We start from the raw sequence: 17,188 nt of genomic DNA, 5'->3' as shown, positions 1-17,188 counted from the left end.
CATGTCTGCTGCCAAACCCATCGATATCAAGAAAAGTGTGGTCGATACGGTCCTCGCCGGGCTGATTTCCCTGATCGTGTTCGGTCCGATCGTCGGCGTGGTCCTCGACGGCTACAGCTTCAACCTGGAACCGGCCCGTGTGGCCACGCTGGTCGCCATCGTAATGGCCGGCCGCTTCGCCCTGAGCCTGTTCCTGCAAACCCCCAAGGGCCTGAAGATTCTGCAGGGCTTCGAGAGCAGTGGCTCCGGCGTGCATGTGTTGCCGCCCGACTACAAATCCCGCCTGCGCTGGATCATCCCGGCACTGATCGTGATTGCCATCGTGTTCCCGATCTTCGCCAACAAGTACCTGCTGACCGTGGTGATTCTCGGGCTGATCTACGTGCTGCTCGGGCTTGGCCTGAACATCGTGGTTGGCCTGGCCGGCTTGCTCGACCTGGGTTACGTGGCGTTCTACGCCATCGGCGCCTATGGCCTGGCCTTGGGTTATCAATACCTGGGCCTGGGTTTCTGGAGTGTGCTGCCATTGGCGGCCATCGCTGCCGCATTGGCAGGCTGCATACTCGGTTTCCCGGTGCTGCGAATGCACGGTGACTACCTGGCCATCGTGACCCTGGGCTTTGGTGAAATCATCCGCTTGGTGCTGAACAACTGGCTGTCGTTCACCGGCGGCCCGAACGGCATGCCGGTGCCTTCGCCAACCTTCCTCGGCCTGGAGTTCGGGCGCAAGGCGAAGGACGGCGGGATTCCGTTCCACGAGTTCTTCGGCATCGATTACAACCCCAACATCAAGTTCATGTTTATCTACATCGTGCTGTTTCTGGTGGTGCTGGCCGTGCTGTACATCAAGCATCGCCTGACGCGCATGCCGGTCGGCCGCGCGTGGGAAGCCTTGCGCGAAGATGAAATCGCCTGCCGTTCCATGGGCCTGAACCATGTTTTGGTCAAACTCTCGGCGTTCACCATCGGCGCTTCTACCGCCGGTTTGGCGGGGGTGTTCTTTGCCAGCTATCAGGGCTTCGTCAACCCGTCGTCGTTTACCTTCTTCGAGTCGGCGCTGATCCTGGCCATCGTGGTCTTGGGCGGCATGGGTTCGACGGTCGGCGTGGTGATCGCGGCGTTCGTATTGACCGTCGCGCCTGAACTGCTGCGCAGCTTCTCCGAATACCGCGTGCTGCTGTTTGGCGTGTTGATGGTGGTGATGATGATCTGGCGCCCACGGGGCCTGATCCGGATCAGCCGTACCGGTGTGACACCACGCAAGGGGGTAGCGCCATGAGCAAGGAAGTCGTGCTGTCCGTGGAACACCTGATGATGCACTTCGGTGGCATCAAGGCCCTGAGCGATGTGAGCCTCAAGGTCGAACGCAACTCGATCTTCGCCCTGATCGGCCCCAACGGTGCCGGTAAAACGACGGTGTTCAACTGCCTCACTGGTTTCTATAAAGCCAGCGGCGGCAAGATCGAACTGAATATTCGCGGCAAGCAGACCAATGTGATCCAGTTGCTCGGCGAGCGCTTCAAAGCCGTCGACTTCGTGTCGCCGAAAAGCTTCTTCAGCCGCGTGTACTACAAGATGTTCGGCGGCACTCACTTGGTGAACCGTGCCGGTTTGGCGCGGACCTTCCAGAACATTCGCCTGTTCAAGGAAATGTCGGTGCTGGAAAACCTGCTGGTGGCCCAGCACATGTGGGTCAACCGCAACATGCTCGCGGGCATCCTCAACACCAAGGGCTACCGCAAGGCCGAGAGCGACGCCCTCGACCATGCCTTCTACTGGCTGGAAGTGGTGGACCTGGTGGACTGCGCGAACCGTCTGGCCGGTGAGCTTTCCTACGGCCAGCAGCGCCGCCTGGAAATCGCCCGCGCCATGTGCACCCGGCCGCAGATCATCTGCCTGGACGAACCGGCAGCGGGGCTCAACCCGCAGGAAACCGAAGCCCTCAGCGCGATGATTCGCCTGCTGCGCGACGAACACGACCTGACGGTGGTGCTGATCGAACACGACATGGGCATGGTGATGAGTATTTCCGACCACATCGTGGTGCTCGACCACGGCAACGTGATCGCCGAAGGCGGGCCGGACGCGATCCGCAACGACCCGAAAGTGATTGCCGCTTACCTGGGCGCAGACGAAGAGGAGCTGGTATGAGTGCACCTATCCTCGAAATGAAGGAACTGGACGTGTTTTACGGCCCGATCCAGGCCCTGAAAAAAGTCTCGCTGCACATCAACGAAGGCGAAACCGTGAGCCTGATCGGCTCCAACGGCGCGGGCAAGTCCACGCTGCTGATGTCGATCTTTGGCCAGCCGCGCGCCGAGTCGGGGCAGATTCTGTACAACGGCGTGGACATTACCCACAAGTCGTCCCACTACATCGCGTCCAATGGCATTGCGCAGTCGCCGGAAGGGCGGCGGGTGTTCCCCGACATGACCGTCGAGGAGAACCTGCTGATGGGCACGATCCCGATTGGGGATAAGTTCGCCTTTGATGACATGCAGCGCATGTTCGAGCTGTTCCCGCGGCTCAAGGAGCGGCGTACCCAGCGGGCGATGACCATGTCGGGTGGCGAGCAGCAAATGCTCGCCATCGCCCGCGCGCTGATGAGCCGGCCCAAGCTGCTGTTGCTGGACGAACCGAGCCTGGGCCTGGCGCCGATTGTGGTGAAGCAGATTTTCGCCACCCTGCGCGAGCTGGCGGCCACCGGGATGACCATCTTCCTGGTGGAGCAGAACGCTAACCACGCGCTGCGTTTGTCGGACCGGGCGTATGTGATGGTCAACGGCGAGATCCGCCTGACAGGCACCGGCAAGGAATTGTTGGTGAATGAGGAAGTGCGCAACGCCTACCTCGGCGGGCACTGATCTAAAGGCTTGATGCAACAACCCATGTGGGAACCGGCTCTCAGTGGGAGCTGGCTTGCCTGCGATGCAGGCACCTCGGTCTATCTGATGAACCGAGTTGCTGCTATCGCAGGCAAGCCAGCTCCCACATAAAGCGGTTCCCACATTTGTTTTTGGGGTGTTCACAGGCTCGCCGCCAAATTGTGGAAAACAAATCCAGCCTCTTCCCAAAGCGCGACATATAGCCGCCGCAAATCCCTGTTTTGTCACAGTTTTGACTTGTCCCCATTCGCTGTGGAACCGGCTGTGGGTAACGTGGGAGTACCTGCCTGAAAGCCAATAACCACGCGGCCTGTAGCGTGATGGTTGTTTTCTGATCAGTGGTTTTTTGGTGACCTGCCCAGGGGTTTGTCAACCTGTTTAAAGACACAGGTATATGACCGAAATATGTCCCTGCGCCCTGTGGATAAGTCTGTGATTAAACTCTGGAAAGAGTGCCGCAGAGGCCGGAATGACTGGCCTGGAGCCATCGTCCTGATTTTCCTTCTGTCGATGGGTCTACATACGGCCCGGCCAAGGTCAAGCAAAAAACTTTCTAAAACCCTCTGAAAGCCCCGCACACAGCGGCCTGAGGCGTTTTGCACTTGCCCCCAAAGACTGTGGGCCCAGCTGTGGATAAGCTGCGCGCATATGGCTGCAAGCCACGGTTTGCGTGGCTTTGCTCGGCGTGATCAAAAAATGATCAGTTGTAGATGAAGGTGGGTGCATATGGGTTGCCGCAACGGCGGTGTACGGGCATTCTGCTGGCTGATTTTTTCCCCGATGCCCGCAAGGAGAACACCATGTCCGACACGCTGTTTATTACTGGCGCAACCTCAGGCTTCGGCGAAGCCTGTGCCCGTCGTTTTGCCGAAGCAGGCTGGAAACTGGTGCTCACTGGCCGTCGTGCCGACCGCCTGAATGCGCTGGTCGAAGAGCTTTCCAGGCAAACCGAAGTACACGGCCTGGTCGTGGACGTGCGTGACCGCAAGGGCATGGAAGAGGCCATCGCCAACCTGCCACCCTCGTTTGCCAAGCTGCGCGGGCTGATCAACAACGCCGGCCTGGCCGTGGGCACCGACCCTGCGCCCAAGTGCAGCCTCGACGATTGGGAAACCATGGTCGACACCAACATCAAGGGCCTGCTGACCACCACCAGCCTGTTGTTGCCACGCTTGATCGCCCATGGCCGTGGCGCTGGCATCATCAACCTGGGTTCCATCGCCGGTAGCTATCCGTACCCGGGCAGCCATGTGTATGGCGGCTCCAAGGCCTTCGTGAAGCAGTTCTCGCTGAACCTGCGTTGCGATCTGCAGGGTACGGGCGTGCGTGTCACCAACATCGAGCCAGGCCTGTGTGAGAGCGAGTTCTCGCTGGTGCGCTTTGGTGGTGACCAGGCGCGTTACGATGCGACCTATGCCGGTGCCGAGCCGATTCAGCCGCAGGACATTGCCGACACGATCTTCTGGGTGCTGAATACGCCGGCGCACGTGAATATCAACCGGTTGGAGTTGATGCCGGTGAGCCAGACCTGGGCTGGGTTTGCGATTGAGCGTGGTGCTAAGGCTTAAGACCGCGCCGCACCGATCGCAGGCAAGCCAGCTCCCACACTTGGATTTGTGAATACATTCAAATGTGGGAGCTGGCTTGCCTGCGATGGCGTCATATCGGTCAAAAACAGGCCATAAGGTACACTCCCTTCCTGAAAACCCCTCCGCATCGTGCGGATTTAAGGTTTTAACGGGAGGAAATGTGAGTAACCGAGGTGAGCAGGCACTGCTCAAACAATCGACCATCCTGATGTTCGCGGTAGCGATCGCCGGGATTGTCACGGGTGTTATTTCTGGCGCCCAGTCCATTCTGTTCGACGGCTTTTTCTCGCTGATCGCCACCGCCATCAAGGTGTTGATGCTGATCACGGCCAAGCTGATCGCCAAGAAAAGCAACGAGCGCTTCCAGTTCGGCTACTGGCACTTGGAACCCATGGTGTTGCTGATCGAAGGCAGCTTCCTGTTATTGATCGCGATCTACGCGTTCCTCAATGGCGTGTTCGGCATCATCAATGGCGGGCGCGAGATCGAGTTGGGGCTGGTGATCATCTATGCGGCGGTGTTCACCGTTGTTGAATTCGCCTACTTCTTCTACGTGCGTTATCGCAACCGCACGCTGAAATCTTCGTTGATCCAGTTCGACAACATCAGTTGGCTGGTGGACGCGATGCTGTCGGTGGGTTTGCTGATCAGTTTTCTCGCCGCGTTGTTGCTCAAGTCCCAGGGCTATGGCGAATGGGCGGTGTATGTCGACCCGCTGATCCTGATCCTTCTGGCCCTGAGCATGCTCGCGCCAGCGTTCAAGATCCTGCGCCCGGCGTTGCGCGAGGTACTGGGAATTGCTCCGGACCAGTTGGACGACAAGGTGCGCGAGGTGATGGACGCGGCACAGGCCAAGCATGGTTTCGACGATTACGTGTCCTACGTGCAAAAGCACGGCCGGGCGCGGTTTATCGAGATTCATGTGGTGTTGCCGGCGGATTACCCGGTGGAAAACGTCGCCACCCTCGACGGGTTGCGTGAGGAGATATCCACAGGGCTGGGTAAGCCGGATGCGGCGCGGTGGTTGACGATCAGCTTTACCGGGGATCGCAAGTGGGTTGCGTGACCGTCAGGTAGACCGCTATCGCAGGCAAGCCAGCTCCCACATTTGAAGGTATTCACACATCTGAATGTGGGAGCTGGCTTGCCTGCGATGAGGCACCAAAGGTCAACCCAAATGCTGGATCAAACCCTGATAGCAAGTCGCCAAGTGATACGGCGTGGTCGACGGCATATCCCGTCGGCTCACGGCACCTTTGGCATCCAGGCATTCATTCCAACCCTTCTCATGCAAAAAGTGCTGCTGCAGCGCCAGCAATTGGCGCTGCAGCACCGCGTCGCTGTTCGGCCGCAAGGTCAGCGCCCGCAGGTATTCCGCCTGGGCCCAGATCCGTTGCGTACCGTCGCGCACACTGCCGTCCAGAGCGAGCATGCCGCTGACCGCACCGCTCGATTTATCCACACCCTTGAGCTCGGCGTAGGCGAAGGCTCGCGTCAGCGAGGCATGCAGTGGGGTGCCGCGCACTACATCCGAAGATTCCAGCAAAAAGAACCACTCGAACTGATGCCCCGGTTCAAACCAGTTATCCACAGCCCCCAGCGGTTTTTCCATCATCACGCCGGTCTGGCGGTCGATAAAGCGTTTCTGCATGGCCGTGGCCAGGTCCAGCAGCGCGTCCTGCGTGACGGCGTCTTCACGTACTGCCAGGGTCGCGAGGAAGCCTTCGGCCAGATGCATCAACGGGTTTTGCAGCGGTCCGGAACCGAGGGACGACCAGTTACGCTCCAGCACTGCTTCGTACAGGCCGTTGCCCGTAGCGAAACGTTCGGCGACCACATCCAGCGCGGCATTGAGCACCGATTCCACCAGCGGCTCACGCACTTTGGCCCAGTAATGGGCACAGGCAAAAATGATGAAGGCGTGGGTGTAGAGGTCTTTGCGCTTGTCCAGCGGCTGGCCGGCGGGGTCGATGCTGTAGAACCAACCGCCCTGCTCGGCGTCGTGGAAGTGCCGTTGCAGGGAACGGAACAGCGCGGCCGCGCGTTCTTCGGCGAAAGCCGCGTCAGGCTCGCCGATCAGGCTGGCGAACAGATACAGCTGACGGGCGCAAGCCATGGCACGGTAGCGCTGCGGGGGCAACGGCTGGTGATCAGCGTCCAGGGCTTCATAGGGCAACGCCAGCTCGGCATTCCAGCCAGGGCCTTGCCAGAGTGGCACGATCAGGCTGTGGAAGTGGGTGAGCACGGTGTTCAAGGAAGGTTGGGAAGCGCTGGGCATTGGCTGGCGTCGTCACGGCAGGGGTGTAGGCGCGCATGGTAGCAGGCTTGGGTTATCTGTTGTTTGTGCTGCCGCCTTCGCGAGCAAGCCCGCTCCCACAATTCGACCGTATTTCAAGGATGTATTCGGTCAAACTGTGGGAGCGGGCTTGCTCGCGAAGAGGCCCTGAAGTGCGCCGAAAAATCAGCCTGCCAGCAACCAAACCCCAGTCGCCGCCGAAGCCGCCCCGGCCACCCGCACCAACGGCGCAGCTGCCGCCGGCAGGAAGCGCACCACCGCATAACCAGCAGCGTGCAGCGCAGCCGTCGCGCCGACGAAACCCGCCGCATACGCCCACGGGCTGGACATGTCCGGCAACTCCAGGCCATGGGCAACCCCATGAAACAGCGCAAACAACGCCGTCGCACCCACCGCCACAAACAGCGGCGGCCGCACCGCCAATGCCACCGCCAGGCCAAGCGCCAATACCGACGCGGCAATCCCGCTTTCCAGCGCCGGCAGTTCCAGGCCTTCGAAGCCGAGCAAGCCGCCAATCAGCATGGTGCCCACAAACGCACAGGGCAGTGCCCAGCGCGCGTTGCCTTTTTGCTGCGCCGCCCACAGGCCGACGGCAACCATCGCCAATAAGTGATCGATACCGCCCAGTGGGTGGCTGATACCGGCCACCAGCCCATTATCGCCATGCCCGGGGTGAGCGAAGGCGAGGGCGGGGGCCAGCAGCAGGGCGGCGGTTGCGAGAAGTTTGTTGAGACCCATGAACAGGCTCCTTTTTCAGGGTGAGATCAGGCTGCAGTCAGCAAGCCCTGACGTTCGATAAAGGCGACGATTTCTTCCAGGCCGACGCCGGTTTTCTGGTTGCTGAACACAAAGGGTTTGCCGTTGCGCATGCGGGTGGTGTCGCTGTTCATCAACTCCAGTGAAGCGCCTACCAGGGGGGCCAGGTCGATCTTGTTGATCACCAGCAAATCGGATTTGCAAATCCCGGGCCCGCCTTTGCGCGGCAGCTTGTCGCCGGCAGACACATCGATCACGTAGATGGTCAGGTCCGACAGCTCCGGGCTGAAGGTGGCCGACAGGTTGTCGCCGCCGGACTCCACCAGGATCAGGTCCAGGCCGGGGAAGCGCCGGTTGAGCTGGTCCACCGCTTCGAGGTTGATCGAGGCATCTTCGCGAATCGCCGTGTGCGGGCAACCACCGGTCTCTACGCCGATGATGCGCTCCGGTGCGAGGGCCTGGTTGCGCACCAGGAAATCAGCATCTTCGCGGGTATAGATGTCGTTGGTGACCACCGCCAGGTTGTAGCGGTCGCGCAGTGCCAGGCACAGGGCCAGGGTCAGGGCCGTTTTGCCGGAACCTACCGGGCCGCCGATGCCGACGCGTAGGGGTTGTGTGTTCATGTGTGTTGTCTCCTAGGAACGGAACAGGCGGCTGTACTGGCGCTCGTGGGCCATGCACGCCAGGGACAGGCCGAAAGCGGCGCTGCCCAAATGGTCGGGGTCAATGCGGGCTGCGTCCTGCTGGGCGTGTTGCAGCAAGGGCAGCAGTTCACTGGTCAGGCGTTGCGCGGCTTGCTGGCCCAGGGGCAGGGTTTTCATCAGCACGGCCAATTGGTTTTCCAGCCAGCTCCACAGCCAGGCGGCGAGGGCGTCATCCGGGCTGATGGCCCAGGCGCGGGCGGCCAGGGCCCAGCCGAGGGCCAGGTGGGGTTCGGTACGCTTTTCAAGAAAGCTGCGCGCGGCGTCATCGAGTTCAGGCAAGCCGTTGAGCAGTTGCTGCAGGGAATAGCCCATTTGCCGGCTTTCCTGGTACAGCTCGCGGGTCTCGCGGCTGGCGCGATGTTCTTCGCACAGCTGCGCCAGACGCGGCCAATCCTCATCGGCTGCGGCACGGCAGTGGGCGAGCAACAGCGGTGCCTCGAAGCGGGCGAGGTTGAGTGACAGCTGGTCACTGATCCAGCGCCGGGCGCCTGCGGCATCGTTGACGCGGCCGTTTTCCACGGCCATTTCCAGGCCCTGGGAATAGCTGTAGCCGCCAATCGGCAATTGCGGACTGGCCAGACGCAACAGCGCCCAGGCTGGGTTCATAGACGTACGCCGAACTGGTGCAGCTTGGGCGGGTAGTTGAAATCTTCGTCGCCATGGCGCGAATGATGGTGGCCACCGCCATAGGCGCCGTGTTCCGGCTGGAAGGGGGCTTCGAGGGTTTGCGTGCTGGCGCCCAGTTGTTCGAGCATGGCCTTGAGTACGTAGTCATCCAGCAGGCGCAACCAGCCATCGCCGACTTGCAGGGCCACATGGCGGTTGCCCAGGTGATAGGCGGCGCGGGTCAGTTCAAACGCGTTGCTGCAGGTGACGTGCAACAACTGTTCAGGGCGGGCACACACGCGTACGACGCGTCCGTCTTCAGCCTGCAGGAATTCGCCATCGTGCAGCGGCGGCTGGCCGCGCTCCAGAAACAGGCCGACGTCTTCACCGTCAGCACTGAAACAGCGCAGACGGCTTTTGCTGCGTGCTTCGAAGTTCAGCAGCAACTCGGCGGCCCAGAGGGTTTGGGGGGCGATTCGGCGGTGGATCACCAGCATCAGAAGGCTTCCAGCTATGAGCGATAAGAGAGGTAGAGCAAGGGGCTTGCCAATCAGGCATGCAAGTAGGAAAACCCTGTAGGCAGGCGCAGCCATGCCTCCGAATAGGGCGTCAGCCCGTTCCGGGAGTGTTTCAATTTGGTGCGTTACAGGGTTTATAGCACTGGATGTGGGCGTTTTGCGTTGAGATCCGTTGCAGGCTGCATGAAATTTCTTTCATCTATTTCTCGTCAGATGTTTTTGGGAGGTTTCCTACTGAGAACGAGGATTCGTACTTCCAAAAAAAACGCGCTTTTTGATTAGGCTTTGCGCCGTGTTTAATTCGCTGCGTCGTCCATCATGCTCAAGTCATTTTTGTGTGCAGTTGTCGTCACTCTGGCAGGGGTCACGCCATTGGCTTCGGCCAACCTCCAGTACCGCCCGACCGCTATCGATCATGTCATCGACCGTGCCCATCAGTTGCTCGGCACACCTTATAAGGCGGGCGGCACTTCGACGGAGCGCGGCTTCGATTGCAGCAGCTTTCTGGTCTACCTGTTCAAGACAGAGGCCAACATCCAGTTGCCCCGTACCACCTCCGACATGCACCGCTCCAGCGCGGCAACCATCAAGCGCGATGCCCTCAGGCCGGGTGATGCCGTATTTTTTTCGGGTAACGGCAGCGGCCGGGTCAGCCATGTCGGCCTGTATATCGGCCAGGACAAGTTCATCCATTCGCCCAGTTCCGGAAAACGTGTGCGGATCGATTCGCTGAGTCAAAGGTACTGGAAGAAGAACTACACCAGCGCCAAGCGCTTTCACACTGCAGGTTGATCGGCTTACTCAGTGCTGCCCAGCCCTTGCCAGTGCTTGAGGCCGATAAAGATAAAGCGCAATTGCTGGGTGATTTTGGCCTGGGGCGTGAGGTGGGCGGGCAAGGCTGCGGCGGGCGGGTCGATGATGTCGGGCAGGGTGGCGAACACACTTTTGACGATCAAGTCAGCCATTACATGCAAACCTTCGGCGTCCAGGTGCTGGAGCTTGGGCATAAAGGTCAGGTCGGCCGCGAGGTCGCGGGTGATGTCTTCGCGCAGGGCGCCGATGGCCTGGCGCACGGCCAGGCAGCCACCGTATTGCTCGCGGGCCAGGAACAGGAATTGCGAACGGTTGGCCGACACCACATCCAGAAAGATCCGCACGGACGCATCGATGATGCCGCCCATCACGAATTCGTTGTGGCGTACCAGGCGAATCGTGGCGCGGAAGGTCTGGCCGACTTCGCTTACCAACACCAGGCCCAACTGGTCCATGTCATCAAAATGGCGATAAAACCCGGTTGGCACGATGCCAGCGGTCTTGGCCACTTCGCGCAGGCTCAGGCTACCGAACCCACGGCCACACTCCATCAGATGGCGGGCTGCGTCCATCAAGGCGAGGCGGGTCTGTTGCTTTTGTTCGGCGCGGGGCAGCATCGGCGGGTGGGCTTTGTCGGCAAGTACAGCGACGCACTCTAGCAAAACAGCTTTGCTGGCGTCGAACTTGGCAGGGGCAAGGCGTGATGCGGTCTATGAAAAAGCAAAAGCCCGATCGGCAGATCGGGCTTTTTTCTGGGCCACCACGGGGTTAGCTCTGTGCTTGATGCAGTTCTTGCAGGCGGTCCGAACCACCTTCGGCAACGCCATCGGTGTAAGCGCGTTTGTTGGCTTGTTCAGCGCCGCCTTCTACCAGGCCTTTCTGTTCCAGGCGATCACGGCCACCTTCAGCAACACCTTCGGTGTAGGCGCGTTTGTTGGCGTGTTCCGAACCATTTTCTGCAACAGCGCCTTTGGCGTAGTCACGGTTTTCATCTTCTTGCGAACCGCTGCGGGCCAGGGTCTGGCTGGATTCAACGGCTTGAGCTTTGTTCTGTGGGGTTGCTTGTTCGGCAGCTGGCAGGGCAAAGGCACTGGAAGCGAGGACGGACAGCAGGGCGACTGCGAGTACTTGGCGTTTCATGAGAGTTGCTCCTTGGGAGGGCGATAAAGTGGGTACAGGGCTAATGCTACTCTTGATAAGTCGATATAAAAGTTCATAAACACAATGGTAATAATCAACAGAATTGATTGTTCCCTTCGAAGGCTCTAAATCGCGCCTCTCAAGCCCGCGGTTTTGCACCGTGCTGGGTATTTTCGACACGAACGTGGGTAACATTGGTGCGCCGTTGATGATCAAATCTGTCCGTTCGATCAGGAAAATGGCTTTTTGCGACTAATTCACCCATCGGGTTAAACCCCCGCGCCGTTTGCCAGTCGTAGCCTTATGAGCTGTAGTTCAGCTAGTCGTGTTGAGGAGTCCTGTGCAATGACGCGCACTCGTAAAATCGTCGCCTGGAGCTGCGCCAGCTTCGTTGTGTTAATCGCCGTGGTGGTACTGGTTCTGGTGTTCTTTGACTGGAACCGCATCAAGCCGCCGCTCAATGCCAAGGTCTCTGAAGAATTGCATCGGCCCTTTGCAATCAATGGCAACCTGGCCGTGGTGTGGGCGCGTGAGCCCGATGAAGGGGGTTGGCGCGCCTGGGTGCCATGGCCCCACGTGATTGCCGAGGACCTGACCCTGGGTAACCCCGACTGGTCGAAAAAGCCGCAAATGGTCACGCTCAAGAAAGTCGAGCTGCGTATTTCGCCCTTGGCGTTGCTGGTTCAGCGCGTGGTGATTCCGCGTATCGACCTCACCGAACCGAGCGCCGACTTGCAGCGCCTGGCCGATGGCCGCGCCAACTGGACCTTCAAATTCGACCCCAAAGACCCCAACGCCGAGCCCTCCAGCTGGGTGGTGGACATTGGCGCCATCGGCTTCGACAAGGGCCACGTGACCCTTGACGACCAAACTCTCAAAACTCAGCTTGATGTGATCATCGACCCACTGGGCAAACCGATTCCCTTTGGTGAGATCGTCGGTGACGCGGATGCCAAGAAGGCCCTGGAAAAAGGCTCGGCGCCTCAGGACTACGCGTTTGCGCTCAAAGTCAAAGGCCAGTACCACGGCCAGAAGCTCGACGGCACCGGCAAGATCGGCGGCCTGTTGGCGCTGCAGGACGCGGCCAAGCCGTTTCCGTTGCAGGCCCAGGTCAAGATCGCCGACACCAGCATCGCCCTCGCGGGCACGCTCACCGACCCGCTGAACCTCGGCGCCCTGGACCTGCGCCTGAAACTTTCCGGCAGCAGCCTGGGCAATCTTTACCCGCTGACGGGCGTGACCCTGCCCGATTCCCCGGCGTACTCCACCGACGGCCACTTGATCGCCAAGCTGCATGAGGCCAGCGGCGCGTCGTTCACCTACGAGAACTTCAACGGCAAGATCGGCAACAGCGATATCCACGGTAACCTGGGCTACGTCGCCAGCCAGCCACGGCCCAAACTCACCGGCGCGCTGGTCTCCAACCAATTGCTGATGGCCGACCTCGCTCCCTTGATCGGCGCCGATTCCAACGCCAAGCAAAAAGCCCGTGGCGGTGAAAGCAAACAGCCGGCGACCAAAGTGCTGCCGGTGGAAGAGTTCCGCACCGAGCGCTGGCGCGATATGGACGCTGACGTGGAGTTCACCGGCAAACGCATCGTGCACAGCGCCGAGTTGCCGTTCACCGACCTCTACACCCACCTCGTGCTTAACGACGGCGAACTGAGCCTGGAGCCCCTGCGTTTCGGCGTGGCCGGCGGCAAGCTTGATGCGCAGATCCGCTTGAATGGCCGCACCACACCGATGGAAGGCCGCGCCAAACTGACTGCGCGCAACTTCAAGCTCAAGCAGCTGTTCCCGACCTTCGAACCGATGAAAACCAGCTTTGGTGAACTCAACGGCGATGCCGACATTGCCGGGCGTGGCAACTCCGTGGCGGCGTTGCTGGGTACGTCCAACGGTGACCTGAAAATGCTCATCAACGACGGCGCAATCAGCCGCAGCCTGATGGAAATCGCCGGCCTCAATGTGGGCAACTACGTGGTGGGCCGCCTGTTCGGCGACAAGGAAGTGAAGATCAACTGCGCAGCGGCCGACTTCGGCATCAAGACCGGCCTGGCGACCACGCGTTTGTTTGTGTTCGATACCGAGAACGCGATTATCTATATCGATGGCACCGCGAATATGGCCAGCGAGCAACTGGACCTGACCATCACGCCGGAGTCCAAGGGCTTTCGCTTGTTTTCCCTGCGCTCGCCGCTTTACGTCAACGGGCCGTTCATCAAGCCCAATGCCGGTGTGAAAGCGGTGCCATTGATGCTGCGAGGTGCGGGCATGGTGGCGCTGGGTGTGATCGCAGGCCCGGCGGCCGGGTTGCTCGCGCTGGTAGCCCCGAGTGGCGATGAGCCGAACCAGTGTGCGCCGCTGCTGCAACAGATGAAGGAAGGCAAGGCGCCGAAAACCGTAAGAGGCTAATGGAAGAAACCGAGAACCCAATGTGGGAGCGGGCTTGCTCGCGAAAGCGGTAGATCAGTCGATATCTTGGGTGACTGAAAATCCGCCTTCGCGAGCAAGCCCGCTCCCACAGGGGTATTGCGGTGTGGCTGATTACAGGTCTTGCAGAATATCCGCCATGTCGTCGGCGTGTTCTTCTTCCTGGGCCAGGATGTCTTCGAAGATGCGGCGGGTGGTCGGGTCCTTGTCGCCGATGTACTGGATGATCTCGCGGTAGCTGTCTACTGCGATCCGCTCGGCCACCAGGTCTTCGTAGACCATTTCCTTCAAGTTCTTGCCCGCGACGTATTGCGCGTGGGAGTTCTTCGACAACAGGTCGGGGTTGAATTCCGGTTCGCCGCCCAACTGCACGATACGCTCGGCCAGTTTGTCGGCGTGTTCGGCTTCCTGAGTGGCGTGCTCGAGGAACTCGTCGGCGGCCACGCTGGCTTTCAGGCCGGTGGCCATGAAGTAGTGGCGCTTGTAGCGCAACACGCAGACCAGTTCGGTGGCCAGCGACTCGTTGAGCAGGCGGATGATTTCTTTGCGGTCGGCGTCGTAGCCTTCGGTGACGGCGCCATTTTCGACGTTCTGGCGGGCGCGGCTGCGCAGGGTCGCAACGTCAGTCAAGTGTGCTTCAGTCATCTCAATCTCCTGGTGCTAATCCGGTTTTGCGCCACGCTCTGCCGGCGTGATCGCTCCAAGTTGTGAGTGTTGGCTGACGCAAAAAGTTTTATCGGATTTCAAAGTGCATGGCCGGACAGCTTCGCTTCCTCCCGGACCCATTGGAAAAACGCGCGCACCGGCGGGTGGCGTTCGCGGCCCGGTACGCACAACGCGCTGTAACCGGCGCCGTCCACGCGCACCTGCGGCCGGTAAGGCACCAGCAGGCCCGACGCCGCACTTTCCGAGACCAGAATATTGCTCGCCAGCACCAACCCTTGGCCGGCAATCGCCGCTTGCAGTGCGTAGTGCTCCTCGTCGTATTCACGCAGCAGTGAGGTGTGGGCCAGCCAGGTTTCACCGGCTTTTTCGCACCAGGCTTGCCAACCCAAGGCGTACAGGTCGGAGTTGTGCCAGCGCACGCTGATCAGCGTCGGCACCTGGGCGCCGGCCCGTGCGACCTGTTCAGGCGAGCCATACACCGCAAAGGATTCGTCGAACAGGCACTGGCCGTACAAGTGCGGGTAATCCCCCAGGCTGTAGCGAATCACCAGATCGACGCTGGCGTCCTGCTGCAGGTCGACCACTTCGCAGCGGGTGTCCAGGCGCAGGCTGATGTCGGGGTGGGCGGCGTAGAAACGCCCCAGCCGTGGTACCAGCCACAGTGCGGCAAACGCGGGCGTGGTGGACACGGTGAGCTGCCCCGCGCTGCGTTGCGGGCGCAGGGTGTCGAGGCTGTGCGCCACGTCGAGCAGGGCGCCGTGCAGGCTTTGAAACAGCCGCTCGCCCCCTTCAGTCAGGCGAACCTGGCGCGGCAGGCGTTCAAACAAGGCAATGCCCAGCCAGGTTTCCAGGCTGCGAATCTGATGGGACACCGCCGTGGGCGTCACCGACAGCTCTGCAGCGGCGGCTTTAAAGCTCAGCAGGCGCGACGCCGATTCAAACGTGCGCAGGGCGGTCAGGGGCAGCGTGGCAAACATGTGGGCTCCACAGGTGAAATGAATTCACTCCGATCAACTATTGCTCATTTGTCGGCCTCGAGGCTCGGCTCTAGATTGGCGAGCAAGAACGGCGGCCATTCAGGCCGCCTGAGTCTAACTCGCCAAGGATATACACATGAAAAAAATGCTAGTGATTCACGCCAGCCCGCGCGGTGAGCGTTCCCATTCCCGGCGCCTGGCCGAGTCGTTTCTCGACGCCTGGCAGGCCATCAACCCGGGCGCTCAGGTGACCCGCCGTGAAGTCGGCCGAGCGTTTATTCCCCATGTCACCGAAGCCTTCGTGGCCGCGAATTTCTACCCCGAGCCGCACTCCCTGCCGAAGGTGATGAAGGCCGACCTGCAACTGAGTGACGAACTGGTCGGCGAACTCATCGAGCATGAGCTGCTGGTGATCGCCATGCCGCTGTACAACTTCGGCGTGCCCAGCGGCCTCAAGGCCTGGATCGACCAGATCGTGCGCATGGGCCTGACCTTCGATATCACCCAGGACAGCAACGGCATTGCCCAGTATCAGGCGCTGTTGAAAGGCAAAAAGGCGTTGATCATCACCAGCCGCGGCGGCAGTGGGTTCGGGCCGGGCGGGGAGTTTGAATGGATGAACCACGCCGACCCGCACCTGCGCACGGTGTTGGGCTACATCGGTATCGACGACGTGAGTGTGATCGCCGCCGAAGGTGAAGAGTCGGACAAAACAGTGTTCCAGCGCTCCTGTGAAGAGGCCGAACGCCAACTGCATGACTTTGCGGGCGGCTTTTAAGGTGTCATGAGTCTGTCACGGGGTGGTCATGTCGATTTATGAAACGCTGGTCTAGGATGGCACTGTCGCTTTCCTGATCAGAGCCGCTGCCCATGCCGCAACCCCTTGCCACGCGTTACCCTCTGGTGCTGGTGCCCGGCATGCTGGGGTTCGTGCGCGTGGGGTTGTTTCCTTACTGGTACGGCATCGTTCCGGCGCTGCGGGCGGGTGGGGCGCAGGTATTTCCCGTGCAGGTGGCGCCGCTGGATTCCAGCGAAATGCGTGGCGAGCAATTGCTGGTGCACATCGAGCGGATTCGCCGCGAGACCGGCGCCGACAAGGTCAACCTGATCGGCCACAGCCAAGGCGCGCTGACCGCGCGGTATGCGGCAGCCAAGCGCCCGGACTGGGTCGCGTCGGTGACCTCGGTGGCCGGCCCCAACCATGGCTCGGAGCTGGCGGACCATATCCACGCCCATTATCCGCCAGACAGCGTGAAAGGCCGGCTCATGAGCGCACTGTTCCATGGGGTTGCGTGGGTGATGGGGCTGCTGGAAACCGGCTATCGCGGGCCACGCTTCAAGGCCGACTTGCAGGCGTCACACCATTCACTGACGAGCGCAGGCGTGGCGCTGTTCAACCGCCAATACCCTCAAGGCCTGCCGCAGACATGGGGCGGGCAGGGCGCGGAAGAGGTCAACGGCGTGCGCTATTACTCCTGGTCCGGCACCTTGCAGCCGGGTATCACCGACCGTGGGCGTAACCTGTTCGACGGCACGCACCGCAGTTGCCGCCTGTTCGCCCGCAGCTTCGTGCGGGAGAAGGGCCAGTGCGACGGCATGGTCGGGCGTTACAGTTCACACTTGGGCGTGGTGATTGGTGATGACTATGCGCTGGACCATTTCGATATCGTCAACCAGTCATTGGGGCTGGTGGGCAAGGGGGCGGAGCCGATCAGGTTGTTTGTTGAGCATGCGCAGCGGTTGAAGGCTGCCGGGGTTTAGCCGGTAGACCGCGTTATCGTTCTTCGCGAGCAAGCCCGCTCCCA

18 protein-coding genes are annotated in these 17,188 nt (G+C 60.7%); 9 read left to right on the top strand and 9 right to left on the bottom strand.

Going from position 1 to position 17,188, the window contains the following annotated elements; all coding sequences use genetic code 11:
• Position 1 precedes the first annotated feature (1 nt).
• The 5 genes from livM (at position 2) to AB4P94_RS03290 (ending at position 5,540) form a co-directional block, all read left to right on the top strand.
• Positions 2 to 1,279 (top strand): high-affinity branched-chain amino acid ABC transporter permease LivM, encoded by a 1,278-nt coding sequence (gene livM / locus AB4P94_RS03310; RefSeq protein WP_395609390.1) that lies wholly within the window; start codon positions 2 to 4, stop codon positions 1,277 to 1,279.
• Positions 1,276 to 2,151: an ABC transporter ATP-binding protein gene (locus AB4P94_RS03305; protein ID WP_395609389.1), complete on the top strand. Its 876-nt coding sequence runs from the start codon at positions 1,276 to 1,278 to the stop codon at positions 2,149 to 2,151. Before livM ends, AB4P94_RS03305 begins: the two co-directional genes overlap by 4 nt.
• The gene (locus AB4P94_RS03300) at positions 2,148 to 2,864 is read left to right on the top strand and encodes an ABC transporter ATP-binding protein (RefSeq protein WP_395609388.1); all 717 of its coding nucleotides are present in this window, start codon (positions 2,148 to 2,150) and stop codon (positions 2,862 to 2,864) included. The genes AB4P94_RS03305 and AB4P94_RS03300 overlap by 4 nt, the downstream gene beginning before the upstream one ends.
• Before the next feature lie 821 nt (positions 2,865 to 3,685).
• A complete protein-coding gene (locus tag AB4P94_RS03295; protein WP_395609387.1) occupies positions 3,686 to 4,453 on the top strand; it encodes an SDR family oxidoreductase in 768 nt (255 codons plus the stop codon).
• Positions 4,454 to 4,634: 181 nt separating this feature from the next.
• A complete protein-coding gene (locus AB4P94_RS03290) occupies positions 4,635 to 5,540 on the top strand; it encodes a cation diffusion facilitator family transporter (protein ID WP_395609386.1) in 906 nt (301 codons plus the stop codon).
• Between the two features lie 102 nt (positions 5,541 to 5,642).
• On the opposite strand, the gene AB4P94_RS03285 is transcribed toward AB4P94_RS03290, so the two are convergent.
• From AB4P94_RS03285 to ureE, 5 genes are all read right to left on the bottom strand, one after another.
• Positions 5,643 to 6,752: an AGE family epimerase/isomerase gene (locus tag AB4P94_RS03285; RefSeq protein WP_395609385.1), complete on the bottom strand. Its 1,110-nt coding sequence runs from the start codon at positions 6,750 to 6,752 to the stop codon at positions 5,643 to 5,645.
• Positions 6,753 to 6,935: 183 nt separating this feature from the next.
• Positions 6,936 to 7,508 (bottom strand): HupE/UreJ family protein, encoded by a 573-nt coding sequence (locus AB4P94_RS03280; protein ID WP_395609384.1) that lies wholly within the window; start codon positions 7,506 to 7,508, stop codon positions 6,936 to 6,938.
• 26 nt (positions 7,509 to 7,534) lie between these two features.
• Entirely contained in the window at positions 7,535 to 8,149 is a 615-nt protein-coding gene (ureG, locus tag AB4P94_RS03275) for an urease accessory protein UreG (protein ID WP_017737493.1), read from the bottom strand.
• Between the two features lie 12 nt (positions 8,150 to 8,161).
• Positions 8,162 to 8,836, bottom strand: a complete 675-nt coding sequence (locus AB4P94_RS03270; RefSeq protein ID WP_395609383.1) for an urease accessory protein UreF — start codon at positions 8,834 to 8,836, stop codon at positions 8,162 to 8,164.
• Positions 8,833 to 9,333: an urease accessory protein UreE gene (gene ureE, locus AB4P94_RS03265; protein WP_395609382.1), complete on the bottom strand. Its 501-nt coding sequence runs from the start codon at positions 9,331 to 9,333 to the stop codon at positions 8,833 to 8,835. Before ureE ends, AB4P94_RS03270 begins: the two co-directional genes overlap by 4 nt.
• Before the next feature lie 339 nt (positions 9,334 to 9,672).
• On the opposite strand from ureE, the gene AB4P94_RS03260 reads away from it, so the two are divergent.
• Positions 9,673 to 10,146: a C40 family peptidase gene (locus AB4P94_RS03260; protein ID WP_395609381.1), complete on the top strand. Its 474-nt coding sequence runs from the start codon at positions 9,673 to 9,675 to the stop codon at positions 10,144 to 10,146.
• Positions 10,147 to 10,151: 5 nt separating this feature from the next.
• On the opposite strand, the gene AB4P94_RS03255 is transcribed toward AB4P94_RS03260, so the two are convergent.
• Positions 10,152 to 10,784 carry a TetR family transcriptional regulator gene (locus tag AB4P94_RS03255; RefSeq protein WP_395611287.1) on the bottom strand — a complete coding sequence of 211 codons (633 nt, stop codon included), beginning with the start codon at positions 10,782 to 10,784 and terminating at the stop codon, positions 10,152 to 10,154.
• A gap of 151 nt (positions 10,785 to 10,935) precedes the next feature.
• Entirely contained in the window at positions 10,936 to 11,307 is a 372-nt protein-coding gene (locus AB4P94_RS03250; protein ID WP_348061547.1) for a hypothetical protein, read from the bottom strand.
• A 345-nt stretch (positions 11,308 to 11,652) separates the two neighbouring features.
• Here AB4P94_RS03250 and AB4P94_RS03245 point away from each other — a divergent pair, with 345 nt between their 5' ends.
• Entirely contained in the window at positions 11,653 to 13,722 is a 2,070-nt protein-coding gene (locus AB4P94_RS03245) for an AsmA family protein (RefSeq protein ID WP_395609380.1), read from the top strand.
• Between the two features lie 132 nt (positions 13,723 to 13,854).
• Here AB4P94_RS03245 and AB4P94_RS03240 read toward each other — a convergent pair whose 3' ends face one another.
• Positions 13,855 to 14,385 carry a bacterioferritin gene (locus AB4P94_RS03240; RefSeq protein ID WP_016972564.1) on the bottom strand — a complete coding sequence of 177 codons (531 nt, stop codon included), beginning with the start codon at positions 14,383 to 14,385 and terminating at the stop codon, positions 13,855 to 13,857.
• 98 nt (positions 14,386 to 14,483) lie between these two features.
• The gene (locus AB4P94_RS03235) at positions 14,484 to 15,383 is read right to left on the bottom strand and encodes a LysR substrate-binding domain-containing protein (protein WP_395609379.1); all 900 of its coding nucleotides are present in this window, start codon (positions 15,381 to 15,383) and stop codon (positions 14,484 to 14,486) included.
• A gap of 136 nt (positions 15,384 to 15,519) precedes the next feature.
• On the opposite strand from AB4P94_RS03235, the gene AB4P94_RS03230 reads away from it, so the two are divergent.
• Positions 15,520 to 16,161, top strand: coding sequence for an FMN-dependent NADH-azoreductase (locus tag AB4P94_RS03230; RefSeq protein ID WP_395609378.1), 642 nt, complete (start codon positions 15,520 to 15,522; stop codon positions 16,159 to 16,161).
• A 92-nt stretch (positions 16,162 to 16,253) separates the two neighbouring features.
• A complete protein-coding gene (locus AB4P94_RS03225) occupies positions 16,254 to 17,144 on the top strand; it encodes an esterase/lipase family protein (RefSeq protein ID WP_395609377.1) in 891 nt (296 codons plus the stop codon).
• Positions 17,145 to 17,188 lie beyond the last annotated feature (44 nt).

It is taken from the genome of Pseudomonas sp. B22129 (assembly GCF_044218875.1).
Classification (GTDB): Bacteria; Pseudomonadota; Gammaproteobacteria; order Pseudomonadales; family Pseudomonadaceae; genus Aquipseudomonas.
This window is presented reverse-complemented; position numbering and strand designations above follow the sequence as displayed.